The organism is Paenibacillus pinisoli, from assembly GCF_003605435.1.
Lineage (GTDB): Bacteria > Bacillota > Bacilli > Paenibacillales > Paenibacillaceae > Pristimantibacillus > Pristimantibacillus pinisoli.
The window spans coordinates 120512-146659 of the sequence record NZ_QXQB01000005.1 but is presented as its reverse complement, the minus strand read 5'-3'; the positions used below and the strand labels follow the sequence as shown (position 1 = coordinate 146659).

Below are 26148 nucleotides of genomic sequence, written 5' to 3'. Positions count from 1 at the left end.
CTGCCGAAAGTGGGGTGTAAACGATAGATGGGGCAACATCCGTTTGAATTCTCCTATGTATTCGAATATTTTGTCAGATTGCTGCCGTCCCTGCGCATAACGCTTTATATCGTAGGCAGCTCGATCCTCTTCGGCTTGATTGTCGGGCTGCTGGTCGCGCTGCCTCAGCTGTACCGGGTACCGGTGCTGCAGCGGTTGTCGCGCATCTATATTTCTTTTTTTCGGGGAACGCCGATTCTAATCCAGCTGTTCCTGTTCTATTACGGCATGCCCGAGCTGCTGAAGCTGGCCCACATCGATGTGAGCAAGACGCCGACTTTGTTTTTTGTCATCCTAACGTATTCGCTTCATAGCGGGGCTTATATTTCAGAGGTGATTCGCGGTGCTGTCACGGCGGTCGACAGAGGACAGGTGGAGGCAGCCTATGCGATGGGAATGAACGGCTACCAGGCATTCATCCGCATTGTGATGCCGCAAGCGCTGGCGATTTCCATCCCGGTGTTTGCCAATGTCGTGCTTGGCAATCTGAAGGATACGTCGCTGGCTTTCTCGCTAGGCATATTGGAGATTACGGGAAGAGCGCAGACGATCGGCACGCTGTCGCAACGATTCGCCGAAATCTATCTGTCGCTGGCGCTTCTCTACTTTATCATATGCTTTGTGCTGGAGCGGTTGTTCTTCCGGCTGGAGCGAAGGCTGCTCCGTCATGAGCAATCATCGGATGCCGAGCGAAGGCTGCGGAGGATAGAAGGCTCCATCTTCGGCAGAGTGGCGGGCGCGGCTAAGCTTCGCAACAAGGAGGCCAGATTATGAGGCTCGATCCTTCCTTTATATGGACGGCATTCACGCTATTACTGTCGGCAATCCCGACGACATTGATGATTACAGCGGTTGCTATGGGCTGCGGCACGATGATTGGAACGTCGGTTGCGCTGATCCGAATTTATCGGGTGCCCGTCCTGCATGGGCTCGCTGCGGCATATGTGACATTTATTCGAGGAACGCCGATGCTGACTCATCTGCTGCTTATCTATTTCGGATTGCCGTACCTGATTGACGGGCTTGCTATACAGCTTGGGTGGTCGTTCCGCTCTGTCTCGATTCCGATGATCGGCTTCGCGTATATCTCGTTTTCGATTACTGCCGGCGCCTATTTGTCGGAGGTGATCCGCTCCGGTCTGCTTGCGGTTAACAAAGGGCAGCTTGAAGCGGCTTATTCGATCGGCATGACCACGAGGCAAGCGATGAAGCGTATCGTATTTCCCCAGGCTTTTGCGATTTTGCTGCCCAGCTTGTCCAACAGCACCATTAACATGCTGCATGGCACGACCCTTGCTTTCACCGTATCGGTAGTCGATATTAACGCCAAGTCTCAAATCATCGCATCATCGAACTGGAAGTTTTTCGAGGCTTATATCGCAGCCGCAATCATTTATTGGGGACTTACGATCTTAATCGAGCGAATTACCGCCGTTATTGAAAAACGAATCAATCTGTATAACCGGGGTGGAGTAGCATGATCAGGCTGAAGCAAATCCAGAAGTCGTTCGGACGCCATCACGTGCTCAAAGGAATTGATGTGAACGTGGAGAAGGGGCAGGTCGTGGCGATCTTAGGACCGAGCGGTTCGGGAAAAACAACGCTGCTTCGCTGCATCAACTTCCTTGAGCGGCCAAGCGATGGAGAAATTGAAATTGACGGCATCACCGTACAGTGCAAACGGCCGAGCAAATCGGATATTCATACGCTGCGCAAGCAATCCGCAATGGTATTCCAGCAATACAATCTGTTCCGTCATAAAACGGCGCTGGAGAATGTGATGGAGGGACTTGTCGTGGTGCAAAAGGTTCCGAAGGAAGAGGCACGCGAGCGCAGCATCGCGTTATTGAAGAAAGTGGGCCTAGAGAACAAGCTAGACGCGTACCCCAGCCAGCTGTCCGGCGGACAGCAGCAGCGTGTCGGCATTGCGCGGGCGCTTGCGCTGAATCCGAAGGTTATCCTGCTCGACGAGCCGACATCCTCGCTTGACCCGGAGCTGGTGGGCGAGGTGCTGTCGGTCATACGCAAGATTGCCAAGGAAGGCATCACAATGATTATTGTGACGCATGAAATGGCGTTCGCCCAGGATGTGGCCAGCCACATTATCTTTATGGATGACGGCGTTATTGTGGAGGAGGGGACACCCGCCCAACTATTCAATTTTCCGAAGGAAGAGCGGACGCGGCAATTTCTGAAACGATATACGCCTGACGGTGTTTATTCTATCTAGGAGGAGGGAATTTACGTGGCGATAAAGCTAGGCATCCTCGATCAAAGCGTCGCCTCTGCCGGACAGACTCCGGCCGAAGCGCTAGCGAACACCGTGAAGCTGGCCAGGCTTGCCGAAGAGCTTGGCTATGAACGCTTCTGGGTATCGGAGCATCATGATTCCGCCCAGCTTGCAGGCTCTTCGCCGGAGGTGCTGATCGGTTATCTGCTGGCGCGCACTGAGCGGATTTCAATTGGATCGGGCGGCGTGATGCTTCAGCATTACAGCCCTTACAAGGTTGCGGAAAACTTCAATGTACTGGCTTCGCTAGCGCCTGGGCGCGTCGAGCTTGGCATCGGACGCGCACCGGGAGGCTTGCCGCGCTCGACCTCAGCATTGCAGCGGACAGAGGACGCAAGATCGCTTAGCGATAAACTGGTTGAAGTAGAGATGTATATTAGCGGATCAGCGCCGGATGGCCATCCGCTTGCGGGGTTGAAGGCGAGCCCGATTCCGGAGCATCCGGCAGATGTCTATATTCTGGGCACAAGCGTCGCCAGCGCGGAATTGGCTGCGGAACGCGGATTGCCGTATGTGTTCGCCCTGTTCATCAACAATGATCCCGCTGCAGCGAAGAAGGCTTTCGAGACATACCGAAGCCGGTTTATTCGTACGGGCAAATTTGTTCCGCGTCCCATTCTGGCACTGTCGGTTATTGCGGCGGATACCGAAGAGGAAGCGGCTGCGCTCGCAGGCGAATTGAAAAGCGTCCGGGTCACTCTGGCTAGCGGCAAGACGGTCAACGTCAGCACGGAGGAGCAAGCGCAGGAGTTCGCCCGGCAAGCAGGCGAGGCCTACACGGCAGAGGTGCGGGCCGCTGATATCACAACAGGCGACAAAGATTCGGTGCGGAGCCGAATTCTTGAATTAGGCCGTCAGTACGGCGTTGAAGAGTTTATCGTGACTTCTGCGGCCGGAGGGTTCGAGCAGCGTGCCCGGTCATTCACGCTGCTGAAGGAAGCAATGGCAGAGCAGACTGTCTAATCGACAGTTGACACCACAGCATAAGGAGGCATACAACGTGAGCATATCCGCGGCACAATCCATTCAGGAACAGCTTATCGCAATCCGGCGGCATCTTCATGCCCATCCGGAGCTGTCGCATGAGGAAGAAGAGACGACAGCATATATTCGCACTCAATTGCAGGAGGCAGGCATACGCATCGTGCCGTTCCCGCTGCGAACCGGCATTGTTGCCGAGGTAGGCGGAAGCAAGGAAGGGCCTCTCATCGCCATTCGCGCGGATATCGATGCGCTTCCCATTCATGAGGAGACGGGCTTGCCGTACGCATCCGCCATTGCCGGCCGCATGCACGCATGCGGCCATGACTTCCATACGGCTGTAGTGCTGGGTACGGCTTTCCTGCTCAAGGAACGGGAGAGCTCATTGCCCGGTACGGTTCGCTTCCTGTTCCAGCCTGCGGAGGAGAAGGCGAAGGGGGCGCTGGAGGTCATTGCCAGCGGAGCGCTTGAAGGTGTGCAGGCCATATTCGGCCTGCATAATAAGCCCGACCTGCCGGTAGGTACAATCGGCATTAAGGAAGGACCGATTATGGCAGCGGCCGATGGATTTATTGTAGAAGTGGAGGGAAAGGGCAGCCATGCGGCAGTGCCGGAAGCCTCCGTGGACACGATTGTCATCTCCGCCCATATTATTACGGCTTTGCAGACGATCGTGAGCCGCAATGTCGGCGCGCTGGAGAGCGCTGTCGTCAGCGTGACCCGCCTTAACAGCGGCACGGCGTGGAATGTCATTCCGGGCAAAGCCGTGTTCGACGGCACGCTGCGCACATTCGACGAGCGAGTGCGTTCAACAGTCCGCGAGCGCTTCGAGGGGATCGCAACAGGCGTAGCTCAAGCCTTCGGCGGCAAGGCAAGCGTTCGATGGCTGGAAGGGCCGCCGGCCGTAGTGAATGATGGCGCATGGGCCGAAGCGGCCCGTGAGGCGGCGACTGCTGCCGGACTTACCCCGATTGTGCCGCAGCCTTCGCTTGCGGGCGAGGATTTTGCCTTTTACTTAAGAGAAACGCCCGGACTGTTCGCTTTTCTTGGCACGAATGGCCCGCAAGAATGGCATCATCCCGCGTTCGACGTCGACGAGAAAGCTTTGCCGCTTGGCGCCGCTTTTTTTGCAGAGCTTGCTGAAGACGCCTTGAACCGGTTATCGCGCACGAGACAATCCAGTACGAAAGGGAAGGTATCGCAATGAGCCAATTGCCAGTCGATATCGAAGCCTATCTGCATACGCATGAGCAGCTTCGCGAGGCCGTCCAAGGATGGACGGATGATCAATTAATATGGAAAGCTGCACCGGAATCGTGGAGCGTGACGGAAGTGATCGCCCATCTCGTCGATCATAGCGTCGTCATTGCTTTCCGGCTGAGGGAGATCTTATCCGGCTCTGCGGCCAGATTGCCAGCGTTTAGCCAGGATGAATGGGTAACCGGGCAGCGCTCGAATGAAGGGAATGTCCATGAGTACTTGAAGCTGTTCCAGTCGCTGCTGGAGTACAACAGCGGGATTTTCCGCCGGTTGCGGCCGGAGGATTGGGAGAAGACCGGGATCAACGCCAAAGGAGATACGGTCAATTTGCCTGTCATCGTGAAATCCTTCACCTCTCATGTGCAAAATCATCTGGGACAGATCGCGAGAATCAAGACTGCTCTGGAAGCAGCAGCCGCTAAGCAGCAATAAGAAGATTCCGATTTCCAGGAGCAGCGTCTCCTCCACACTTGGAAAGGCAGGTGAGAGTCTTGGGCCGTATCGTCATACGAGAAGCGGAGAAGACCGATGCTGAGATCATTCAATCCATTATTCTGAACGCCTATAGCCAGTACGAGCAGCATCTGCCGCAAGACCGCTGGGTGCAATACCAGGAGGATATGAAGCATGCTGTGACTAGCGAGAAAGTAAAAGCAAGAATCGTAGCAGAGCTAGAGGGAGAGCCGGTAGGCAGCGTATTCCTGTATGATTCTTCTGAAGCCGCGTATGGTCTGCCTGAGCTCGGCATCCATTCGCCGATTATGCGCCTGCTTGCCGTCTCGACGCAAGCGCGGGGACACGGAATTGCAACGGCATTGATACGCGCCAGCGTCAACCTTTCCCTGCAATGGGGAGCCGAGACGCTTCATCTGCATACCAACGACATGATGAGCTCAGCCATTAAGCTGTATGAGCGGCTTGGATTCCAGCGCGCGTACGACAAGGATATTATTAAAGGCGATTCTATAGTGAAAAGCTACCGACTTCCGCTAAGGAGTGAATATTCATGGGTAACCGCAAGCTACTGAAGCTGGGCGCGCTGATTCATGGCGTTGGCGGCAATATATCCGGTTGGCGCCACCCTGATGTGCCGGCAGATGCCAGCGTCAGCTTCCCGTTCTACAAGCAGCAGGCACAGACGGCGGAAGCTGGCAAATTCGATCTTCTGTTCATTGCCGACGGCCTGTACATTAATGAGCAATCCATCCCGCACTTCCTGAATCGCTTCGAACCGATTACGATCTTATCCGCTTTGGCGGCTGCAACCACCCATATCGGTCTGGTTGGAACGCTGTCCAGTTCGTACAGTGAGCCGTTCACCGTCGCCAGGCAGTTCGGCTCCATCGACCATATTAGCGGCGGACGCGCGGGCTGGAATATCGTCACTTCGCCGCTGGAGGGCTCTGCCCGAAATTACAGCAAAGCTCAGCATCCTTCCCATGATGAGCGCTACCAGATTGCCGAGGAGTATCTGGAGGTTGTCCGCGGGCTGTGGGACTCATGGGAGGACGATGCCTTCGTCCGGGATAAGGAGAGCGGCGTCTTCTTCAATCCGGATAAGCTTCACCGGCTGAATCATCTAGGAAAGTACTTCTCCATTGAGGGGCCGCTTAACATTGCGCGTTCCAGACAGGGGCATCCTGTCGTCTTCCAAGCCGGCTCTTCGGAGAGCGGCAAACGGCTTGCCGCTCTTAGCGCCGACGCCGTCTTCACCGGGCATGACACGATTGAGGAGGCGAAGGCCTTCTACAAGGACGTGAAAGACCGGACCGTCCTTGCCGGACGTTCAAGGGACGATATCGTCATTCTTCCGGGAATAGGACCCATTATCGGGCGCACGCAGGAGGAGGCAGAGCGCAAGTATGAAGAGCTTGCCGGTCTGGTCAGCATCGAGAAAGCGCTGGATTACCTAGGCCGTTTCTTCGATCATCACGACTTCAGGCAATATCCGCTGGACGATCCGTTCCCTGAATTAGGAGACATCGGAGCGAACAGCTTCCGCAGCGGCACGGACAAAATCAAGCGTTATGCGAAGGAGCATGGCTTGACGCTGCGACAGGTTGCGCTCCGTTCCGCAACGCCGCGAACAGCATTCATCGGCACGCCGGAGAAGATCGCGGACCTGATTCAGCAATGGTACGAGGAAGAAGCGGCCGACGGTTTTATCATCTCGCCGCCTCTGCCGGGATGGCTGAAGGATTTCGTTGAGCTGGTTGTTCCTATCCTGCAGGAGAGAGGGCTGTTCCGTACCGAATATGAATCCGATACGCTGCGCGGCAATCTGGGCTTGCGCGTGCCGGCTAACCGCTATACGGCAGCCGTTCAATTGAATACGTAGCCTTCTTAAGCCGCTCCATTCCGATTCCGTTCTATGAACGCAATTCGGGAAAGAGCGGCTTTTTCTTGTTCCAAAAATGCTTGTATGCTTAATCAAAATCAGGAAAACTTTTCTATTCATAGATAGATTTATTCTATTATTCAAACCCTGTCCGCTGCGGTATGCTGGATACAGATAAAGTTTATTAATCTCATAGGAATTATAAGAATTAGTAAACAGGATTATCCCCGCAAGAAAGTTGGTGAGAGGACATGGGGGAATTGTTAAAGGTGGATCAGCTGCAAATCAAGTTTCGCAGCGAGCAAGGCGAGACCGTCTCGGTTGAAGATGTCAGCTTCACGATCCGGCATGGCGAAACGATGGCTATCGTAGGCGAGTCCGGCTGCGGGAAGAGTGTTACTTCATTGGCGATCATGGGGCTTCTGGGTGCTGGAGGCACCATTGCCAAAGGCAGCGTGCGCTTCCAGGATACCAACTTGGCCTCATTGCCCGAGCGCCAGCTTCGCAAGCTGAAGGGCAGCCAGATGTCGATGATTTTCCAGGAACCGATGACCTCGCTTAATCCTGTCATGACCATCGGGCGGCAGATTGAGGAAGCAGTCAGGCTGCATCTGAAGAGCCCGCGCAAGACAGCGAGGCGTCTGGCCATCGATATGCTCCGCAAGGTCGGCATCCCGCGGCCGGAATCGATCGCTAAAGCTTATCCGCATGTGCTCTCCGGCGGCATGAGGCAGCGGGTCATGATTGCCATCGCACTTATCTGCCAGCCTAAGCTGCTCATTGCCGACGAACCGACAACGGCGCTTGATGTTACGATTCAAGCGCAAATCATTGAGCTGATGAAGTCGCTGCAGGAAGAGACCGGAACAGCCATTCTGCTTGTCACGCATGACCTCGGTGTCGTCGCCGCCATGGCTGATCAGGTTGCCGTCATGTATGCCGGTCAAATCGTGGAAGCGGCAGATGTCTATACGCTGTTCCGCTCGCCCCGGCATCCCTATACGCAAGGCCTGCTAAATTCGATTCCAAGGCTGGATGGGGGCAAGGGACAGCGTGCGCCAGCCATCCCGGGCCAGGTTCCATCGCTGCGCGAGATGCCTGCGGGCTGCCGCTTCCATCCGCGGTGTCCCTATGCAAAGGACAGATGCAGAGAACGGCAGCCGAGGCTTAGCTTCGCAGGCGAGGAGCATCAGGTAAGATGCTGGCTGGCGGAATCGGAAGAGCTGGAGAGTGCAAGCGCGTCCGACGATCAAAGGCGGAAGAGCGTGGCCTTATGAGCGAACCGTCGTTCCGTCCTCCTGAACCGGTTGACGAGAGAAGGCCGATCATGCAGATCGAACGGTTAAGCACGCATTATCCCGTGCGAGGGGCTTTCCTCTCAAGGCGCGACAAGGCAGTCAAAGCGGTTGACGACGTCAGCTTGACGTTATACGAGGGAGAAACCGTCGGACTTGTAGGGGAATCCGGCTGCGGCAAATCGACGCTGGGACGTACTATTATTCGGCTGGAGCAGTCGAGCGGCGGACGTATCCGCTTCGAGGGGCGCGATATTACCCATGATCCGCCGAAGAAGCTGATCCCGGCAAGAATGCGCATGCAGATGATCTTCCAAGACCCGTACGCCTCGCTGAATCCTAGAATGCGCATCGTCGACACGCTGTCCGAGCCGCTGCTCGTCCACCGGCTGGTGGAACGCCATGAAATTCGGAGGGAAGTCGATCGGCTGCTCGCGCTGGTCGGATTGCCGTCTTCGGCCGGCAATCGGTATCCCCATGAATTCTCGGGCGGACAGCGGCAGCGGATCGGAATTGCCAGGGCTCTGTCATTCCGTCCAAAGCTTCTTGTATGCGACGAGCCCGTATCGGCTCTGGATGTATCCATCCAGGCGCAAATCCTGAATTTGCTGCAGGATCTCCAAGAGGAGCTTACATTGACTTATTTGTTCATCGCACACGGCATCGGGGCTGTCAAACAAATCAGCAAGCGCGTGGCGGTCATGTATTTAGGCAAAATCGTGGAGCTTGCCGGTACGGAAGAGCTGTTCCGCCGTCCGAGGCATCCTTATACGCAGCTGCTGCTGAACGCCTATCCGCCGCCCGACCCGGCATACAGGCGGAAGCAGTCCCGCGTTATCCTGCACGGCGACATACCTAGCCCTGCAAACCCGCCAGCGGGCTGCCGCTTTCATACCCGCTGCCCGTACGCGCAGCAGCGATGCCGGGTTGAAACGCCCCATCTTAGCGAGAAGGAGCATGCCGTGGCATGCCATTATCCGCTGGCATGACCATGAAGCAGAAAGGAGGCTAACCGTGGGGCCTTACCTTGTTCGGCGGCTGCTGATTGCCGTCCCCGTATTTTGGGGCATCACCGTGCTCAGTTTCCTTATCATGAATATGGCGCCAGGGAATCCCGTGGATATGTTCATCAATCCGAATGTTCCTCCAGAGATGCGGGAGCTGCGGAAGGAGCTGCTCGGCCTCAACGATCCCGTCTATGTCCAGTACTTCAAATGGCTGGCCGGAGTGCTGAGGGGAGAGCTCGGGTATTCATTCAGCTCTTATGCGCCTGTCACTGAGCTCATCGGAGCTCGTATCGGCCCAACGCTGCTGCTGGCGTCGTCATCGCTGGCAGTTGGCCTGATTATCGCTATTCCGATCGGAATCTTAAGCGCGGTCAAGCATAACACAAGGCTCGACTACCTGATGACGGGATTGTCGTTTCTCGGCACGTCGATACCTCCGTTCTTTCTGGGACTAGGGCTGATCTATATCCTAGGCGTAGAACTGAAATGGCTGCCTACAGGCGGCATGAAGACGCTAGGCGGCGACGGGGGATTCGCCGATATCGCTATTCATCTGATTATGCCTGTGTTGGTGCTCGGCATGACGATAGCGGGCAAGAAAGTCCGGTATGTGCGAGCCAGCATGCTGGATGTGCTGGGGCAGGACTACCTGCGCACCGCCCGGTCCAAGGGATTAAGCGAATGGGCCGTCACCAACCGGCATGCGCTGCGCAATGCCCTTATCCCGATCATTGCCGTCATCGGCGCCGAAATCCCGCTTCTGCTTGGCGGAAGCATCATCATCGAGCAAGTGTTCCAATGGCCGGGCATTGGCCAGCTTACGATGGAAGCGATTCTGTCACGCGATTATCCAACGCTGATGGGGCTTAATCTCGTCGCCGCCAGCGTGGTGCTGCTGACGAATCTGCTGATCGACATCTTGTATGCGGCGGTTGATCCGCGGATTGAATTCAACTAAGAGGAGGGTGGACGATGAATCAGGCGGAGCTTGCTTGGCGGAAGGATGCGATGGACACCGAGAGAAGACATGATGGAGCTGATGACCCGCCAAGCTTCGAAAGCTATGCCCGGCAAGTGAGGCAGCGGTTCATGCGCCATAAGGTTGCCGTATGGGGGCTGGCGACTACCTTGCTGCTGCTCGCTGCCGGATTGCTGGCGCCATGGCTCGCGCCGTATCAGCCGAACGAAATCACCGATGCGTTCTCGGCTGGCCCGTCTGCCGACTATCTTCTTGGCACTGATCAGGTAGGGCGGGATGTGCTCAGCCGCTTGTTATATGGAACTAGAGTATCTCTGCTGATCGGCTTTACCACGGTAGCGATCTATGTGTTGTTTGGCACATTAGTCGGCTTGATAGCCGGGTATTACGGCAAGTGGATCGACATGCTGCTCATGCGCATAACCGACATCTTTCTCAGCTTTCCTTATATGCTGGTCGTGCTCGTCATGGTCAGCGTGCTTGGCGCAAGCCTATGGACAATTATTATCGTGCTGGCTCTATTCAAGTGGCCTGCGATTGCAATGCTAGTCCGCGGAATTGTCTTATCGCTCAAGAAGGCGGATTATGTGCGGGCAGGAGTGGCGCTCGGCTATAGCACGCCGCGCATCCTTCTTCGCCATATTTTGCCTGGTGCTTCCGGGGCCATTATTGTCAATGCCACCTTCGGAGTTGCCAGCACCATCCTGGCAGAAGCCGGACTCAGCTTCCTTGGCATGGGTGTGAAGTCGCCGCAAGCAAGTCTAGGCAATATGCTCCATGACGCACAATCGCTTACGGTTCTGACCGAGCAGCAATGGCTCTGGCTGCCCGCAGGCTTCATCATTCTGTTGACCGTGCTCGCCTTCAACTTTGTCGGCGACGGCTTGCGGGATGCGCTGGACGGCAGGCAGCTTTAGCGGCATTAATACTCTTCTGGCAACAAGCCGGATCACATGTCCAATGAGGATATCTATCCATCGGATAAAGACAAGGGGAGAGAACTATGAAGAAAAAATCACTCATTCTATTCGTCGCCATATTTGCGCTTCTGATATCGGCTTGCAGCAAGCCGGCTGGCCCGGAAGCCAGCCCTTCAGCCCAATCAGCCGGGGAGAGCGTCACGCAACCCGTACAGGAAACGCCCGCTGCAACGCCAAAAATCTTGACAATCGGCATCGTCAACGCGCCGGTCACATTGAATCAGATCAACACACAGGGAAGCTCCGCTTCGCTCGCACCTATCAATCTGCTTAACGATGCACTGCTCGACGTGACGGATGAAGCCGAATTCATACCGAAGCTGGCGGAATCCATTGAGACAACGGACAAACAAACGTACCGCATTAAGCTAAAGGAAAACGCCAGGTGGAACGATGGTACGCCGTTCACAACAGCGGATGTCGCATTCACCTTAAAGGCGGCGCTGCATCCCAAGGTCGATACCTCCTTCCAGCTCAGCTTCATTGAAGGCTTGAACGATGCCGGCAAGCTGGACGAAGGCGTAACTGAAATTGCAGGCCTTAACGTAATCGACGCTGCGACGTTCGAAATCAAGACAAGATCGCCGATTGATCCGCTTGTGTTCAATGAACGCTTTGGCGTGAAGGTCAACTTCCTGCCCCAGCATATCTTGAAGGATGTGAGCCCGGAGCAACTGGCGACGCATGAATACTTCCAGCGGCCTGCCGTAACGATCGGCCCATTCAAATTCGCCAGCTATGTGCAAGGACAGCATGTCGAGGTGACGAAGAACGAGAACTATTATCTCGATGTGCCGAAAATCGATACGATATTCATCAAAGTGCTGCCGGCTGCGAACCTTGTTGCCCAGCTCCAGACTGGGGAGATCGGGATGAATTCCTTGCCGGTCGGGCTCGTCCCGATTACGGATTACGATAAAGTGATCGGCTTCGACAATGTGAATGTGACCTCCGCGCCCGCTTCCGAGCCTGCTGAGCTGTTCTTCAATGTTGAGAAGCTGCCGGACAAGAAAGTCAGGCAGGCGATCGCCCATGCGCTCAATCGCCCGCAGATTGTCGAGAAGCTGCTGAAGGGGCAGGCCGAGATTATTGACGGCGGCATTCCAAGCAAGCATCCCTACTTCAACGCCAATATCAAAAACTATGATTACGATCCCGAAAAGTCAAAGCAGCTGCTAAAAGAAGCGAATTGGGATGCCAGCCAGAAGCTGACTTTCCTCATCCCGGTAGGCAACAAAGTCCGGGAGCAAGCGGCGGACATTCTCGTTCAAAACCTGGAAGCGGCAGGCTTCAAGATCGATGTGCAGAAGTTCGATTTCCCTACGCTCATCGACAAGGTTGAGAAGGGCGAGCATCATATTACGATATTTACGCGGGACTACTATATCGAGCCCAGTCTGTACTTTACCACCTACAAGAGCAACGATCCCGAAAGCGTCATCCGCTATAACAACCCGCTTGTCGACGAGCTGATTCAGAAGGGCGAGCAAGAGATCGACGAGGCGAAGCGCCATGAAATCTACAATCAGCTTCAGGAAGTGCTGCACGAAGACGTGCCGACGCTGGCTGTCTACTCCGAGAAGCGGCTGCAAGTCGTCTCCAAGGATGTCCTTGTCGGCAAGCCGCTGAATCTGGGCACGTTCAACAATGTCAACCAATGGGATCTTGCCGCGAAGTAGCAGCCGGCATCAAGGCATGCACCAGTCCATCCCGATCCGCGCATGCGAGGCTGCATTCCGTCCCGCATGCGCCATCACTCACGGTTGTAAAGGAATCATTCCTTTATAATAAATCGCTTAACCATTTCATTAGGAGGTGCAAGTAACATGGCAAGTTTGAATTGCTTGGTATGCAGATCAGATATTGAGGTAGAGGAGCAGGCATCCACTGGCGAGATCGTGGAATGCGCTTCTTGCGGGCAAGAGCATGAAGTGCAGGTGGAGTCTCAGCTGGTCTCGATCGCCCTGGCTCCGGAAATTGAAGAAACGTGGGGGGAGTAAAAGAAGACTATGACGCCATCTCATGCGGTGCTGTTATGTGTGACGAAGCTCAGGGAAGAGGAACAGCGTATCGCAGGCTATCTGGAAGAGCTAGGCGTGCGCGTTCATGTCAATCTGGATTCAATGGAGCTGCCGCTTGGCACGGGAGAGGAATCCTCCTTCGCCATCGCCCTGATACGGTGCCTGTCACAGAGGAGCGCATTGCATCGGTCAAGGCTGCTGGAGCTATCGGGCTTGCCCACCTTAAATTCGGTTAAAGCCATTACAATCTGCACGAACAAAATACATCAGGCGATCGTATTCGAGAAGCACGGCGTGCCCCAGCCAAGGTTTAAGGTCGTATTTACGCCCGCCAAGCTGTATGACGCGCTGAATGAATTTAGCGAATTGTATGTTATTAAGCCCGCAACATCGTCATGGGGGAGGGGAATCGCAAGAATTACGGGAAGAGAGTGCCTCGACGGCTGGATTGCAGCCAGAGAATCGGTGGACCCCAGCCATCAATCATTCCCGGTACTGGTACAGGAGTACGTGGAGAAGGGGGATTATGACATAAGAGTCGTCATTGTCGGCCGCAAGCCGGTCGTGGCGTTCCGCCGGGTATCGGCGGAGAATTGGAAAACCAATACGCATCTCGGCGCCGAGATTGAGCCTATCGAGATTAATGAAGAGATTGCCTCCATTAGCCGCAAGCTGATCGAGGTGCTGGGTGAAGGCGTATATGGCGCAGATTTGTTTTTTGACTACAGTAATTTGCGGTACGTCGTATGCGAAGTGAATCAAAATCCGGAATTCGCCAAGTCATGGAAGGTGCATGGCGTGGATATCGCCTATCATATCGCTCAATACGTCAAGGAAACGATCCACCAGCCCGTTCATAGCGGGCAGCAAGCTAACGTTACGCTTCATACCTGATAGAGAGAGGAGCCACCGGATTCATGGGAGAGACGCTGACAAAGCCAAAAACGGCAATTCAAAAGGAGCACTACTTTTCGCTATCGTTTGTGTTATCGCGTGTACTGAATTCAGGCGTCATTATGAGTATCGAGAGGAACGATCAAGAGCTGAAAGGTTTGGAGAAAAGCATAGCCAAGCTGACTCAGACCCGCTATGTTTCCTTATTCAATACGTATACAGGCGCGCTGCACGGCGCGCTATGGGGCCAAGACATCGGTCATGGCTCTGAGGCGAGGCTCGCTCACCCGAGCGAGCAAGAGCGCAGCTTCCTCCAGTGGCTGGGCATCAGTTTGGTGCAAAATCCGCAGGTTCCGCTTCCCTACGCAGCCGTAGATGTGAATTGGGACAATCTCGGAGAGCTGGATCCGGCAATCAGCCAAGCGCGCGCGTCAGCCCCTGTGCTGGTGCTGGACTTTACCGGACTTGGCTTCGGACCTGTCGCCGCAATCGCCGCCAACGACGAGCTGGTATGGAAGAAGGCGGAGCGGCTCAAAATTTTCGGCGCTTTCGATCTCCAGACCATGTGGACCCAGGAGGAAAGCGAGCCCGACCTTCAGCCGGCGGTTCAGTTCAATTACCGGCTTAGTCCCCTTGTGGCCGCATGCGTGAAGCTGTCGCTGCTAAGGAGGAATAACGCCTCATGAAGACCGATTTCATACGCAAGCCGCTGGCTCTGCCGCAGGAAGAGTGGGCAAGGAATCCGCTTGCCTTCCTCGGCGGGCCGTCTATTATACCGGAGGATGTCCGGAAAACGAATTTCCCGATCATTACGAAGGAAGATCTGATCCAAATGTTCGTCTCGATTCAGCAAGACGGCGAGCAAGTCGTCGAGGAGTTTCAGGAAGCTTACCGGAAGTATGTCGGTGCGAACTATGCGATTGCGACGGCAAGCGGGACGGCAAGCTTGCACCTGGCACTCGTTGGCGTCGGCGTGCAGCCCGGCGATGAAGTCATCGTCCCTGCCTTCACCTTCATCGCTTCTGCGCAGGCGGTCGTCGCAGCGAAGGCGATTCCGATCTTCGTCGATATTGATCCCGTTACGTATTGCCTCGATCCGTCGAAGGTCGAGCGTGCCATTACAGGCAAGACCAAAGCCATCATGCCCGTGCATGTGCATGGCTTGCCCGCAGACCTGCAGGCGCTGCGGAGCATTGCCGACCGCCATTCGCTGCGGCTCCTCGAGGATGCCTCCCATGCGCATTCGGCATCCATTAACGGCCAGGTAGCGGGTTCCATCGGAGATGGAGCCGGACAAAGCCTGATGGCGGACAAAAACTTCCCAGTTGGAGGAGAGGGCGGCATTGCGTTCTTCCGGGAGAAAGCCGACTATGATCGCGCTCTTAGCTTCCTTCGCACGTCAGGCATCGATTACCGCATGTCGTGGATCGCTGCTGCTTTTGGCCTAAGTCAACTGGAGCGGCTGCCGTATTATGACGCTATCCGGGCGCGCAATGCCGCTTATCTGACGAAAGAGCTGGAGGGCACAAGGCTGTTCAGCGGCCCGTTCGTCCCCGAGGGTTACAAGCACAGCTACAATATGTACCGCGTGAAGCTGTCTCCCGAGCGGCTCGGGCTGGATGATCTCCAGGATTTTCGCGTAAAGGATGCCGTGCAGCAGCTCATTAATGAGGAAGGCGTATACGCCAGAGAGTGGCAAAATGTGCCGATCCCAGGACATCTGCCGTTCAAGAACCGCAAGGGCTTCGGCAACGGCTATCCGTTCTCGCTGTCAGACCGCGAGGATTTCGGCTACGACCTGCGCCACTTTCCCGAGACGCTGAACATGCTGCGCAATTCACTTACGATCTGCCGCGAGCTGCGGACGCCGATTGAATATGAACGAATCCAGGCCTATGCGCTTGCTTTCAAAAAAATCGATGCCAATCCGGAGGCCATCAGGGAACTGGCCTCGAGAAGCAGCGACCTGACGGTGCTTTACGAAAGGGATGCGCGACTCGGATGACGGCATCAGAGGGCGGCAAAAGACGGGCGGCCATACTGGGCGGCAGCGGCTTCACTGGCGCCGAGCTGTACCGGCTGCTCGACCGGCATCCCGAATTCGAGGTCGCCTTCGTCTCTTCGGAGTCGAAGGCAGGCTTTCCTGTGGACAAATATTTCATCGGCTCGATTCACAAAAAAAAGCCGAGTTCCCTGAAATTCAGCAAGGCGGAGGAGCTTGACGGGCATTACGACGCCATCTTCTCCTGCTTGCCCACAGGCCAATTGCCGAAAATCGTTCAGCGCGTTGCACAGCATACGAACTATATCTTCAACGTCAGCGGCGATTATCGGCTGTCCGATACTGAGCTGCTGCAAAAGCATTATCCGGAGACGCTTCAGCATGATTACGACGGGAGCTTTCATTACTTTATTCCTGAATTCTGCGAGATCGACCGGTCCGCGAAGATCGTCAATCTGCCGGGATGTATGGCGGTAGCGACCATCTACACCCTGTATCCGCTCGCAGCCGAAGGATTGATTGAGCCGCGCGTCATTACCGACGCCAAGACCGGCTCCAGCGGCGGAGGGAAGTCGACGACAGAGCATCACGCCGAGCGCTCCCAAAACTTCCGTGCTCATAAGCTGCACGGCCACCGGCATCGCCCGGAGATCGAGCATGCGCTGGCGCTTCATTCGAAGCAAAGCGTTGATCTGCAATTTTCCGTGTTCAGCCTGGATTTGCCGCGAGGCATTATGGCGACGTCCTATTCCTATCTGAAGGACGGCGTAACGGCCGCGGATGTGAAGAAAGCATTTTACAGCGCGTATGCCGGCAAGCCGTTCCTGCATTACTTCAGCTCCGGCAGCAGCACGCCGATGATCAAGACCGTTGTCGGCACGAATATTGCCGAGATCGGCGCTTATGTGGAGGGGCGGAGCTGCGTATCGATCGCTACGATCGATAATTTGCTCAAGGGCGCAGCGGGGCAAGCCCTCCAGGCAGCCAACTTATATTTCGGTTATCCAGAAGAAGCAGGGCTGCAGTTCAATGGCGAAGGAGCGTGGCCTTGATGGGCAAAGAAAGCCTATATGTCGTAAAGCTGGGCAGCAGCACCATCGTGAATCATCCCGATATTTTCGCGGAAATCAGCGATATCGTGCAACGGGGCAGCCGCTTGCTGCTGGTCGCCGGCGGAGCTGAGGCCATTCGCCAGAAATATGAGGCGATTGGCAGACCGATGCCTTTCTTAACGCTGCCGTCCGGCGATGAAGTCAGGTATTGCTCGCCCGAGGAGATGCCCTATATCCGGGCGTCTTACCATGAATATATTTTAACGGCCATTCGGGATCAGCTCTCGGCATTGGGGTTGACCGTCTATGCCCAGCTTGGCGGGGAACAAGCGCTTGTACGCGGGCGGAGGGCAAAGCCGCTCAAGGCGATTCGGGACGGGCGAACCGTCATCGTCCGGGATTCGCTATTCGGCGCCTTCACCGATACTCTGAAGCCGTTTCTGCATTCCGCGCTGGAAGCTTTCGATGTGGTCGTGCTGACTCCGCCGATCTGGGATCCGGAACTCGCTGCCTATATCAACATCGATGCGGATGTGCTGGCTGCCCATCTGGCCAATGAGCTAGACGCCCATCATTTGCGCTTCGTCACGGGCACGCCCGGTTTGCTTCGCGATATTGAGAAGCCAAGCTCAACGATTCGCCATATCTATGCGGACGACGAAGTGAATGCGGCGCAAGGGCGAATGAAGCAGAAGGTTCGGGCAGCGCGGCTTGCTATTGAGGGAGGTACAGCCGATGTCAGCATAGCCGGCCCGCATTCGCTTGCGGGGGAAAGCACCTGGTTCTGGCCGTTCAACCGGGATGCGGCAGGGCATGACCTGCTGCATAAGACGGCCGCGATTCCGTCCGTTTCCCGCGATGAGCTAGAGCTTGCCCGTTTTTTGCTCGCTGAGGTAAGGCAGCCTGGCGTAACCGGCAAGATTGACGATGCCGGGAACATTGTATTTCGGAAAGGCAGCGGTCCGGATACCTTGCTGCTGCTGGGACATATCGACACCGTCCCCCATGTATGGCCGGTACGGACGGATGCGGATGGCGTCGGCGGCAGGGGCGTCGTGGATGCGAAGGGCAGCTTCGTTAATTTCCTGCACATGCTGGAGGACGTCGAAGTGCCCCAGCATGGCTCGCTGCTCGTCATCGGAGCGGTGGAGGAGGAGATCTCCTCTTCCAAAGGGGCGTTCTTCATTCGAGACCATTATCCGGCTGATGCCGTCATTATTGGCGAGCCGAGCGGGGAAGACAGCCTGACACTCGGCTATTACGGCCTATTCAAGCTGCTCATTACCATTCGCAGGGAGCAGGAGCATACAGCGGCCAAGGACAGCATCAGCGTCATCGACGAGCTGTATGGCGCCGTGTCCGAAATTCGCCAGCGGGTCAGCCTCATCGATTCCGAAAGTCTATCCTCGCTGATCGATATCGAGCATCGGCAGGAGCAAGGCTATTCGACGGTAATTGGCACGCTGAATTTTCGCATCTCGCCGTCTGCGGGGAGGAGCTATAAGGACCGTGTAGATCTGAACCTGGCCGAAGGTGTGGAGGTTGAAGTGCTGCGGGCGACACCGGGCTTTGCCAATCCGCGTTCGGATGCACTCGTGAAGTCATTCGTCCGGAGCTTCGCCAAGCATGGCAAATCAATCCGATACATCAAGAAGCGCGGCACAAGCGATATGAATACGCTCGCGACTACCTGGACGGACGTGCCGATGGTCGCTTACGGTCCGGGCGATTCCAGCCTGGATCATACGAATAAGGAATATCTGCATCATTATGAAGCGCAAGCCGCAAGGTCCATTCTTAGAGAAGCCGTGAGCGAGTGGTTCCGGCTCCGAACGGAGGTGCGTCATGGAGCAAGCGATCACTCTGCAAAGCAGGGAAGCTATTCCTGAGCTTCTGAGAAGGGCAAGGGAAGCCAGAGAGCTGATTATCGATATGGCGGCGGCACCAACAGGCTGCCATATCGGCGGGAGCCTGTCGGTTATTGATTTGCTGATCGGCGCTTATGCGAAGAGAGGGCATGAAGCCGAATCGCTTATCGTCTTAAGCAAGGGGCATGCCGCGGCAGCGCTATACGCCGCACTGTACGTCAACGGCATTCTTGCGGAAAATCCGGCACTCGGATACGGGCGCGCAGGATCGCTATACACTGGGCATCCCAATCACAAGCTTCCCGGCATACCGTTCGCCACTGGCAGTCTTGGCCACGGCATCGCATACGGAGCAGGCTGGTCGCTCGCCCAAAGGCTCAAGGGAACGGATGGCATCAGCATCGTCATCGGCGGAGACGGAGAGCTGCAGGAGGGCTTATGCTGGGAGACGGCGCAAATTGTGCAGGCCCAGTCGCTCACTAATTTCATCTATGTTGTCGACTGCAACGGCGGGCAGAATGACGGCTATGTCCAGGATATCTCGCCAATTCGCAGCTTAAGAGAGCGATTCGAGGCGTTCGGTTTTGCCGTCAGGGAGATTGACGGTCATCAGTTTGACCAAATCCTGTCTGCTTTGGAGCCCGATCACCAACGTCCTGTTGCAGTACTGGCCCACACGGTCAAAGGAAAAGGCGTATCGGCGCTTGAGGGCAATCCGGAAGCGCATTATGCCAAAATTCCGGAGAAGCTGGCCCGAAGATGGAAGGGGAGCTTGCCATGACGACGCTATCCGGCCGTGACGCCTATAAGGATGAACTCTCGAAGCTCGCTCATGCGGATGAGAGAATCATATGTATGGAAGCTGATCTGGGAGGCAAAAATCACCCGTTCCAGAAGCAGCATCCCGATCGATTCTACAATGTAGGCATAGCAGAGTTAGCCGGCATTGATATGGCCGCAGGCTTAGCGGAGGCAGGCTATGTGCCGTTCTTCTCCACCTTTGCCTCCTTCGCCGCCCTGCGGGCTTCAGAGAGCATCAAGCTGGCAATGGGCTACATGGGCAAAAATATCAAGGTTGTCGCCGCATATGGCGGGGTATCGGGCGGCTGGTTCGGCACGACTCACCATACGCTGGAGGATATCGCAGTCATTCAGTCGTTCCAAAATATCCGCATCGCTTCTCCGCACGGGGAAGAAGAGACGAGACGGGTGATCCGCGAAGCGGCAGCATCACAGGAGCCATACTATATAAGGCTATCCCGCAACGATACGTTCGTCAGCCTCGGCCGGCCGGAAGAAGCAAGCTGCCGCGAGCTTCTGCTCCAGAACAGCGCTGGCGGGGGGCGCTCCTCACTCTGCCTCATTTCGGTAGGGGAGCAAGCGACTGAACTCTGCAAGACGATCGTGGAGGGAAATCCGTCGATTGCGCATGTCCATCTCTGTTATATCGATGTCGACAGCTTAAAGTCCTACAGCACGATGCTGGCCGCTATCGCCGACCGCTTCCTCGTCGTGGAGGAGCATCGCGCCACAGGAGGCACCGCTTCTTACCTGGCGCTTCTGCTTCCTCAGCATGAAATCCATGTCCATCATTGCGGCGAGCATTGGCCGGTCTATGGCGGGTCACATACGGAGGTGCTGGAGTACTTGGGCTTTGGCCTTGAGCCGCTGCGCAAGCAAATCAGCCAGCTGGAAGAAGCGGGTGTTGCGCATGATCTTTAGCGTATTAAGGCCCAAAAACTTTCGGCATTATTTTATTGCGGATATCGTGTCGGGCTTCGGGGTAGGCATGAGCACCATCGGAGCCAACTGGTATCTGATGGATAAGACCGGCTCGCTCACATCCGTCGGACTTATGCTGTCGCTCAATGTCATTGCCGGTTTTGTCATCTCTTCCTTTGCAGGTACACTGATCGACAAATGGAACCGCAGATCAATTATCCAGTGGGCTAATATTATCCGCGCCATTGCCTTGCTTCTCATCGCCGCCGCGTTCCTGACGTCTGGCTTCCGAATCGAATATTTGTACGCTTTTGCCGCCATTAACGGAATGGGCTGGGCTCTCTATATGTCCGCTTCGCGAAGTCTTGTCCAGGAGCTATTATCGGAGAAGGATCTGATTCACGGCAATTCGCTGATTGAGATTAGCCTGCAGGTCGGCATGTTTATGGCGGGGGCGCTTTCGGGAGTTTTGTACAAATATATCGGATTCGAAGTCATACTGCTCTTGAATGCTGCCGCATTTGTGGTGAGCAGCGGCTTCCTGAGCCGAATCCGCTACACGCCCATTGAGGCGGAGCAGGAGGGAGAGCCCTTCCTGGTTACGTTCAAAAACGGCATCCGCTATTTGGCTGACAGGCCGTTCATTTTCCTATTAGGAGTCGTATCCGTCATTCCGTTAGTTTCAACTATGGTGTTTAATGTCGTGCTTCCGGGGTATGTCAGCGGTGTCGTACAAGGCGATTCGGTCGTATTCGGCTTGTCGGATATGTGCTATGGCATTGGAGGACTGCTGTCAGGGTTTCTGGCAGCCCCGCTAGCCAAAAAAGTATCTTCGCATGGCGCCATCGTGCTGTTCTTCCTTGTTGCCGTGCTGAATCTGGTTGCTGTCGCGGTGAACAGCACAGTGCTGCTGCTTTACGCCGGCAGCGTGCTGATCGGACTTACGAACTCGTCGCTCCGAATCTTGATTACAACTACGCTGATGGAGACGGTGTCCAAGTCGTATATGGGGAGAGCGACATCGGTATGGATGGCGATCTCTCTGCTGCTGCAAACGGTATCGGCCACCAGCCTTGGCGTCATCATCGACCGTTATTCGCCCGGCATCGGCTTCTTGTGCATGAGCGGCATCATGTTCGCCGGCTTTCTTGTCTACTTTGTACTGAACAGCAGAGCCTCGCAGAAAAAACGGGTGGAAGCGGAAGCCAATTGGGCAGACCTAAGTTAAGGCTTACGATGACTGCTACGTAAACCTTAGCCCATGCTTACGATGCGAGGTTTGCTTCGCAAACCTAAGTCTACGCTTACGATGTAGGTTTGCTTCGCAAACCTTTTAGGAGGGATCAGCATGTCAATTAAAACAGTAGCTTTTGTAGAGCCTAGCTTTTATGGGGTGAGCTTTGCCCGAATCGCATATGAGCAAGGGCATAAAGTCATATCGATCGTCTCTTCTACGGATAATCCGCAGAAGTATGGCTATGAAGGCATCTATCACGATCTGATCATAGCCGATATTCGGGACGAAGAGTCGCTCTATCAAGCCATTCAGGCTTCCCCCTATGCGGGACAATTGGATGCGCTCATTCCGGCAACCGACTACGCGTCGCATTTGACGGCCAGAGTCGCCGAGCGGCTGGGGCTGCAGGGAATTCCATATGAAGCGGCGCTTAAGGCGCGCAATAAGGATCTGGCTCGCCAAGCCTATGCGGAACACGGGGTGCCGAGCGCCAAGTTCAAGAAAGTGAAAACCTACGAAGAGGCTCTCGCCGCTTCCATATCGATCGGCTTTCCCGTCGTGCTGAAACCAACAAATGCAGCCAGCAGCCAAAACGTCTATTTCATCCATGATGAGGCGGATCTAAAAGCTGCATTCGAGGTTATCGTAGAATTCAAAGTGACATATATGGATTTTAAAGTGCGCGATGAATATTTGATCGAGGAATATTTGGAAGGGCCAGAATTCAGCGTTGAGCTGTTCCTGAGCGACGGTATTCCGTTGTTCCACACCGTAACGGAAAAGCTTACATCGCCGCTGCCCTATTTTGTAGAGCTTGTACACACGCTTCCTGCTCCTTCCTATAGGGAACATCAGGATGATTTGATCCGCACCGCAGCAGGCGCCCTTCATGCAATCGGCATTGTGGACGGACCAAGCCATGTAGAGGTGAAGCTGACAGCGAATGGGCCGCGTATTATCGAGGTGAATGGAAGGCCCGGCGGCGACCATATTTCATCCGACTTGCTTCTTCAGGCATTCGGTGTCGATATCTTCGAAGCGACTGTCAATTACTACTTGAACCGTCCGATCCATATCGAGAGGAAGCATGAGCGAGCAGCGGCTATAGCATACGTGACGGCAGACCGGGAAGGCGTGTTCGAAAGCATCGATGGTTTCGCCGCGCTTCAAGCCCATCCGCATATCGTTCGCACGCATCTTATATCCCAGCCCGGCCAAGCTGTCGGTATTGCCAAAAGCTCCGACGACCGTCTCGGCTATTTCATCCTCACAGCCGACACAGCACAGGAAGCGAAGCAGCTTGCGCTGGAGTTGCTGGGGAAACTGCAGGTTGTCTACCGGCAGCAAGAAGCGGGAATCGCATAGTTAATGCCATTAAATGATGCAGAGACACCACTTTCTCCATCATAAGGAGGCTTGCAATGGGAATCGCAGTGATCTACGGCAGCTCGCGCCGCAGCGGCAATTCGGAGCAGCTGGCCAAGCGGCTGGTTGACGGCTTCGAAGCCGATCATATCTATTTGTCTGAGTACGACATTCAACCGATTCAAGACTATCGGCATAGCGACAAGGGAGCTTATCCCAATGATGATTATCATGCGATAATCAAGAGGGTGCTGGAGCAGGACAAACTTGTATTTGCCACGCCAATCTATTGGTATGGCCCTTCAGGGTTGACCAAAACCTTCATAGATCGCTGGTCCCAATCATTAAGGGAAAATAAAGCGGAATTTCTCGCCAAGCTATCCGCCAAATCCGCATGGGTGCTTGGGGTAGGCGATGATGCCCCCCATCTGAAAGGGATTCCGCTTGTTCAGCAATTCCAGTATATATTCCAGTATACGGGCACAGCCTTTGAGGGATATGTGCTGGGCAGAGGCAATCGTCCCGGCGATATTTCACAAGACCATGCTGCGCTAGCAGCCGTCGATGCCATTCGCAAGGGGTGGGAGGAGCGATTAGAGGAGTGATAGCTGAAAAGTGAAATAAAGGCAGTTCAACTTAAAAGGACTTGCATGAAGCCTTCCCATTCGGGAAGGTTTTTTTCATTCAAATGTGGCGGTTGACTCAGTAATTAGCTTCTATTGTCATTTCGGAATAAATCAGACGGGTATGTTTGTTTAACCATAATAATACAACTTCATCCATTTAGTTAACATAAATATAATTATGTAATTAAAATTGATTGTCCCATACTAGAAAAGTGATTAGTGTCATTAATCATTATTAATTAACCTTGTTAATTATAGGAGCTGCATCTTCATTCCGCATTCGATTTCTTCGATAATGAAATAGAGGGCTTACTCCTGATTTGACGGAAAAGGAGCAGGTAGGCGACAATAAAGACAATTTATGAGGAAATGACAGATCACGTAATTATGATCTCGCACTAAATGATGAGGAAGGGGGATTATGATGATTGAAAGCGTTCTCAAATAGACGAAATAGCTTTGTTAACTGCCACGATGCGCAACAGAAAGCATTCACACGATGATAGGGGAAGGGCGTGTTGACGGATGTACAAAGCTGTCCTTGTTGATGATGAGCCTTACGATCTGATCGGCATGCAAAAACTGGTGCCGTGGCATACGCTGGGCGTCGAGCTTGTGCTGTGCACGGGACGTTCGACGGCTGCGCTTCGCTATATTCAGAATCATAAGATCGATCTCTTAATAACCGATATCAAAATGCCCATAATGTCGGGAATCGAGCTGGCCCGGCTTTCTATAGAAGTGCAGCCTGCGTTAAAAACGTTATTTATAAGCGGCCATCAAAATTTTGACTTTGCCAAGCAGGCGCTGCATCTTAAAGCGGATGGCTACTTGCTCAAGCCCGTGGATGAACGCGAGATCGCCGAGAAAGTCCGCATGATCTTGACGGACCTGGAAGAGGAGCGCCAGCCTGAGCGGACAATGCCGAATTATAGTCTCATAAGGCAAGACATGCTCCGCCGTCTTCTGGAAGGGACGATGGCAGACGATACACTGCACAAGCTGCTGGACACTTATATGCCCGTTGTTCATTCCGGTCCTTACTATGCGGTCCTGATCGAGATCGATCATCTGGATACGGAGCTGGACAATCACAAAAAAATGGACGGGGTGCTGCTTCAATTCAGCAATCTGCTAAGAGGCATGGCTTTTGGCTTTGGGTGCAGACTATCCGTCAATCGCGGAGCGCTTGTGTATGCGGGAAGCCCGGATTCGTTGGAGGAGACGATAGACCGCATACGTCTCTCCGTTCAAAGCCAATCCGATTTTACCTTAACAGCGGCTTATGGCAGCGGGGTCCGGGGGCTGAACGAATTGCCGCAATCTTACCGTGAAGCTGCCGAGGCTATCGAAAGCAAAATGTTCGCGGGCAAAAACCGCCTTATTCCGCCTGGGCATATCAAGCTTGCGGTCCATTCTGACTCGCCCGACGTCAAAAAGCTGACCGATGAATTGCTCGATGCCGTTACTCGGTATCGCCTGGTTGCCGTATGCGACACGATCGACGAGCTGTACAATCAAGCGAGCGTCCATGGCGATCCCGCCAAAATCCGCCGTTTTACGATGCTGCTGATGACCAGGCTGGAGGACTTCGTGCAAGATAATGGCGAGTATTCGCTTGCAAGCGGAGCATGGGGCTATACAGAGATTGCTGCCATCGAACGGCTTGAAACGATTGGAGAAATCAAATCCTGGCTCAGAAAAACGGCTTTCGAGCTGTCCGAGACGATGCAGCAGAAGGAGGATGCCAACAAATGGCCGCTCCTACCGGACATCGAGCAGTATGTGCAGTCGCGCTTGTCCAGTGACATATCGCTGAAGGAAACAGCCGATGCTTTTTCCTATTCCCAAAGCCACTTCAGCTATTTGTTCAAGGAGCATGCCGGGATAAGCTTCAGCGACTATCTTGTCAGGGAACGAATGAAGCGAGCGAAGGAGCTGTTGCTGTCACCCGGGCTTAAAATATACGAGGTGGCGGAACGCGTCGGATACAACAGTCTGACTTATTTCAGCAGAGCGTTCAAAACCTATGCCGGCATGTCGCCCGGCGATTATCGAAAGAGACTTTAACGGGAAGACCAGATTATTGTTACATTTTCCGTTGATTCGTGCAGTTCAACCGGAGTCTCTATCCTTTTACACTCTTAGTGAGCAGGTAAGCGCCTGGCTCAAAACCAATAAGGAGGTACAAG

At 54.6% G+C, this 26148-nt stretch carries 25 protein-coding genes; all 25 read left to right on the top strand.

The features are described from left to right. The first annotated feature begins 27 nt into the window (after positions 1–27). The 25 genes from D3P09_RS21575 (at position 28) to D3P09_RS21455 (ending at position 26026) form a co-directional block, all read left to right on the top strand. Complete coding sequence (locus D3P09_RS21575) at positions 28–813, top strand: amino acid ABC transporter permease (RefSeq protein WP_120113495.1); 786 nt, start codon at positions 28–30, stop codon at positions 811–813. Next, complete coding sequence (locus D3P09_RS21570) at positions 810–1520, top strand: amino acid ABC transporter permease (RefSeq protein ID WP_120113494.1); 711 nt, start codon at positions 810–812, stop codon at positions 1518–1520. The genes D3P09_RS21575 and D3P09_RS21570 overlap by 4 nt, the downstream gene beginning before the upstream one ends. Next, the gene (locus D3P09_RS21565) at positions 1517–2269 is read left to right on the top strand and encodes an amino acid ABC transporter ATP-binding protein (RefSeq protein WP_120113493.1); all 753 of its coding nucleotides are present in this window, start codon (positions 1517–1519) and stop codon (positions 2267–2269) included. The genes D3P09_RS21570 and D3P09_RS21565 overlap by 4 nt, the downstream gene beginning before the upstream one ends. Positions 2270–2284: 15 nt before the next feature. Continuing rightward, positions 2285–3292 carry an MsnO8 family LLM class oxidoreductase gene (locus tag D3P09_RS21560; RefSeq protein ID WP_120113492.1) on the top strand — a complete coding sequence of 336 codons (1008 nt, stop codon included), beginning with the start codon at positions 2285–2287 and terminating at the stop codon, positions 3290–3292. A 43-nt stretch (positions 3293–3335) separates the two neighbouring features. After that, positions 3336–4517 (top strand): amidohydrolase, encoded by a 1182-nt coding sequence (locus tag D3P09_RS21555; RefSeq protein ID WP_120113737.1) that lies wholly within the window; start codon positions 3336–3338, stop codon positions 4515–4517. Beyond that, complete coding sequence (locus tag D3P09_RS21550) at positions 4514–5002, top strand: DinB family protein (RefSeq protein ID WP_120113491.1); 489 nt, start codon at positions 4514–4516, stop codon at positions 5000–5002. Before D3P09_RS21555 ends, D3P09_RS21550 begins: the two co-directional genes overlap by 4 nt. 50 nt (positions 5003–5052) lie before the next feature. Next, positions 5053–5598: a GNAT family N-acetyltransferase gene (locus D3P09_RS21545; protein WP_341538303.1), complete on the top strand. Its 546-nt coding sequence runs from the start codon at positions 5053–5055 to the stop codon at positions 5596–5598. Then, positions 5577–6908: an LLM class flavin-dependent oxidoreductase gene (locus D3P09_RS21540; RefSeq protein WP_120113489.1), complete on the top strand. Its 1332-nt coding sequence runs from the start codon at positions 5577–5579 to the stop codon at positions 6906–6908. The genes D3P09_RS21545 and D3P09_RS21540 overlap by 22 nt, the downstream gene beginning before the upstream one ends. Before the next feature lie 251 nt (positions 6909–7159). Next, entirely contained in the window at positions 7160–8185 is a 1026-nt protein-coding gene (locus D3P09_RS21535; protein ID WP_120113488.1) for an ABC transporter ATP-binding protein, read from the top strand. After that, positions 8182–9192: an ABC transporter ATP-binding protein gene (locus tag D3P09_RS21530; protein ID WP_120113487.1), complete on the top strand. Its 1011-nt coding sequence runs from the start codon at positions 8182–8184 to the stop codon at positions 9190–9192. Before D3P09_RS21535 ends, D3P09_RS21530 begins: the two co-directional genes overlap by 4 nt. A 25-nt stretch (positions 9193–9217) precedes the next feature. Next, positions 9218–10168, top strand: a complete 951-nt coding sequence (locus tag D3P09_RS21525) for an ABC transporter permease (protein WP_207892536.1) — start codon at positions 9218–9220, stop codon at positions 10166–10168. 14 nt (positions 10169–10182) lie between these two features. Further along, positions 10183–11106, top strand: coding sequence for an ABC transporter permease (locus D3P09_RS21520; protein WP_243644377.1), 924 nt, complete (start codon positions 10183–10185; stop codon positions 11104–11106). Between the two features lie 86 nt (positions 11107–11192). Next, complete coding sequence (locus tag D3P09_RS21515; RefSeq protein ID WP_120113486.1) at positions 11193–12848, top strand: ABC transporter substrate-binding protein; 1656 nt, start codon at positions 11193–11195, stop codon at positions 12846–12848. Between the two features lie 147 nt (positions 12849–12995). Beyond that, entirely contained in the window at positions 12996–13169 is a 174-nt protein-coding gene (locus D3P09_RS21510; protein WP_120113485.1) for a lysine biosynthesis protein LysW, read from the top strand. A 9-nt stretch (positions 13170–13178) separates the two neighbouring features. Next, entirely contained in the window at positions 13179–14084 is a 906-nt protein-coding gene (locus D3P09_RS21505) for a RimK family alpha-L-glutamate ligase (protein WP_120113484.1), read from the top strand. A gap of 23 nt (positions 14085–14107) precedes the next feature. Next, positions 14108–14770, top strand: a complete 663-nt coding sequence (locus tag D3P09_RS21500) for a degT/DnrJ/EryC1/StrS aminotransferase (RefSeq protein ID WP_120113483.1) — start codon at positions 14108–14110, stop codon at positions 14768–14770. Next, positions 14767–16089 (top strand): DegT/DnrJ/EryC1/StrS aminotransferase family protein, encoded by a 1323-nt coding sequence (locus D3P09_RS21495; RefSeq protein ID WP_120113482.1) that lies wholly within the window; start codon positions 14767–14769, stop codon positions 16087–16089. Before D3P09_RS21500 ends, D3P09_RS21495 begins: the two co-directional genes overlap by 4 nt. Further along, the gene (gene argC, locus D3P09_RS21490; protein WP_120113481.1) at positions 16086–17138 is read left to right on the top strand and encodes an N-acetyl-gamma-glutamyl-phosphate reductase; all 1053 of its coding nucleotides are present in this window, start codon (positions 16086–16088) and stop codon (positions 17136–17138) included. Before D3P09_RS21495 ends, argC begins: the two co-directional genes overlap by 4 nt. Further along, the gene (locus D3P09_RS21485) at positions 17138–19027 is read left to right on the top strand and encodes a M20/M25/M40 family metallo-hydrolase (RefSeq protein ID WP_120113480.1); all 1890 of its coding nucleotides are present in this window, start codon (positions 17138–17140) and stop codon (positions 19025–19027) included. The genes argC and D3P09_RS21485 overlap by 1 nt, the downstream gene beginning before the upstream one ends. Next, positions 18984–19787, top strand: coding sequence for a 1-deoxy-D-xylulose-5-phosphate synthase N-terminal domain-containing protein (locus D3P09_RS21480; RefSeq protein ID WP_120113479.1), 804 nt, complete (start codon positions 18984–18986; stop codon positions 19785–19787). The genes D3P09_RS21485 and D3P09_RS21480 overlap by 44 nt, the downstream gene beginning before the upstream one ends. Beyond that, positions 19784–20728, top strand: coding sequence for a transketolase family protein (locus tag D3P09_RS21475; RefSeq protein WP_243644375.1), 945 nt, complete (start codon positions 19784–19786; stop codon positions 20726–20728). Before D3P09_RS21480 ends, D3P09_RS21475 begins: the two co-directional genes overlap by 4 nt. Continuing rightward, positions 20718–21956, top strand: a complete 1239-nt coding sequence (locus D3P09_RS21470; protein ID WP_120113477.1) for an MFS transporter — start codon at positions 20718–20720, stop codon at positions 21954–21956. The genes D3P09_RS21475 and D3P09_RS21470 overlap by 11 nt, the downstream gene beginning before the upstream one ends. A gap of 120 nt (positions 21957–22076) precedes the next feature. Beyond that, on the top strand, positions 22077–23330 hold the full coding sequence (locus tag D3P09_RS21465; protein ID WP_120113476.1) for an ATP-grasp domain-containing protein: 1254 nt from the start codon (positions 22077–22079) through the stop codon (positions 23328–23330). Between the two features lie 56 nt (positions 23331–23386). Next, positions 23387–23935, top strand: a complete 549-nt coding sequence (locus D3P09_RS21460; RefSeq protein ID WP_120113475.1) for a flavodoxin family protein — start codon at positions 23387–23389, stop codon at positions 23933–23935. A gap of 546 nt (positions 23936–24481) precedes the next feature. Continuing rightward, positions 24482–26026: a helix-turn-helix domain-containing protein gene (locus D3P09_RS21455; RefSeq protein ID WP_120113474.1), complete on the top strand. Its 1545-nt coding sequence runs from the start codon at positions 24482–24484 to the stop codon at positions 26024–26026. Positions 26027–26148 lie beyond the last annotated feature (122 nt).

Coding starts and splice junctions, on each gene's coding strand:
- D3P09_RS21540 (WP_120113489.1), top strand. CDS start 5,577: ATGGGTAACCGCAAGCTACTGAAGCTGGGCGCGCTGATTCATGGCGTT.
- D3P09_RS21575 (WP_120113495.1), top strand. CDS start 28: ATGGGGCAACATCCGTTTGAATTCTCCTATGTATTCGAATATTTTGTC.
- D3P09_RS21500 (WP_120113483.1), top strand. CDS start 14,108: ATGGGAGAGACGCTGACAAAGCCAAAAACGGCAATTCAAAAGGAGCAC.
- D3P09_RS21485 (WP_120113480.1), top strand. CDS start 17,138: ATGGGCAAAGAAAGCCTATATGTCGTAAAGCTGGGCAGCAGCACCATC.
- D3P09_RS21495 (WP_120113482.1), top strand. CDS start 14,767: ATGAAGACCGATTTCATACGCAAGCCGCTGGCTCTGCCGCAGGAAGAG.
- D3P09_RS21460 (WP_120113475.1), top strand. CDS start 23,387: ATGGGAATCGCAGTGATCTACGGCAGCTCGCGCCGCAGCGGCAATTCG.
- D3P09_RS21510 (WP_120113485.1), top strand. CDS start 12,996: ATGGCAAGTTTGAATTGCTTGGTATGCAGATCAGATATTGAGGTAGAG.
- D3P09_RS21475 (WP_243644375.1), top strand. CDS start 19,784: ATGACGACGCTATCCGGCCGTGACGCCTATAAGGATGAACTCTCGAAG.
- D3P09_RS21505 (WP_120113484.1), top strand. CDS start 13,179: ATGACGCCATCTCATGCGGTGCTGTTATGTGTGACGAAGCTCAGGGAA.
- D3P09_RS21455 (WP_120113474.1), top strand. CDS start 24,482: ATGTACAAAGCTGTCCTTGTTGATGATGAGCCTTACGATCTGATCGGC.
- argC (WP_120113481.1), top strand. CDS start 16,086: ATGACGGCATCAGAGGGCGGCAAAAGACGGGCGGCCATACTGGGCGGC.
- D3P09_RS21530 (WP_120113487.1), top strand. CDS start 8,182: ATGAGCGAACCGTCGTTCCGTCCTCCTGAACCGGTTGACGAGAGAAGG.
- D3P09_RS21465 (WP_120113476.1), top strand. CDS start 22,077: ATGTCAATTAAAACAGTAGCTTTTGTAGAGCCTAGCTTTTATGGGGTG.
- D3P09_RS21550 (WP_120113491.1), top strand. CDS start 4,514: ATGAGCCAATTGCCAGTCGATATCGAAGCCTATCTGCATACGCATGAG.
- D3P09_RS21565 (WP_120113493.1), top strand. CDS start 1,517: ATGATCAGGCTGAAGCAAATCCAGAAGTCGTTCGGACGCCATCACGTG.
- D3P09_RS21515 (WP_120113486.1), top strand. CDS start 11,193: ATGAAGAAAAAATCACTCATTCTATTCGTCGCCATATTTGCGCTTCTG.
- D3P09_RS21480 (WP_120113479.1), top strand. CDS start 18,984: ATGGAGCAAGCGATCACTCTGCAAAGCAGGGAAGCTATTCCTGAGCTT.
- D3P09_RS21470 (WP_120113477.1), top strand. CDS start 20,718: ATGATCTTTAGCGTATTAAGGCCCAAAAACTTTCGGCATTATTTTATT.
- D3P09_RS21570 (WP_120113494.1), top strand. CDS start 810: ATGAGGCTCGATCCTTCCTTTATATGGACGGCATTCACGCTATTACTG.
- D3P09_RS21535 (WP_120113488.1), top strand. CDS start 7,160: ATGGGGGAATTGTTAAAGGTGGATCAGCTGCAAATCAAGTTTCGCAGC.
- D3P09_RS21520 (WP_243644377.1), top strand. CDS start 10,183: ATGAATCAGGCGGAGCTTGCTTGGCGGAAGGATGCGATGGACACCGAG.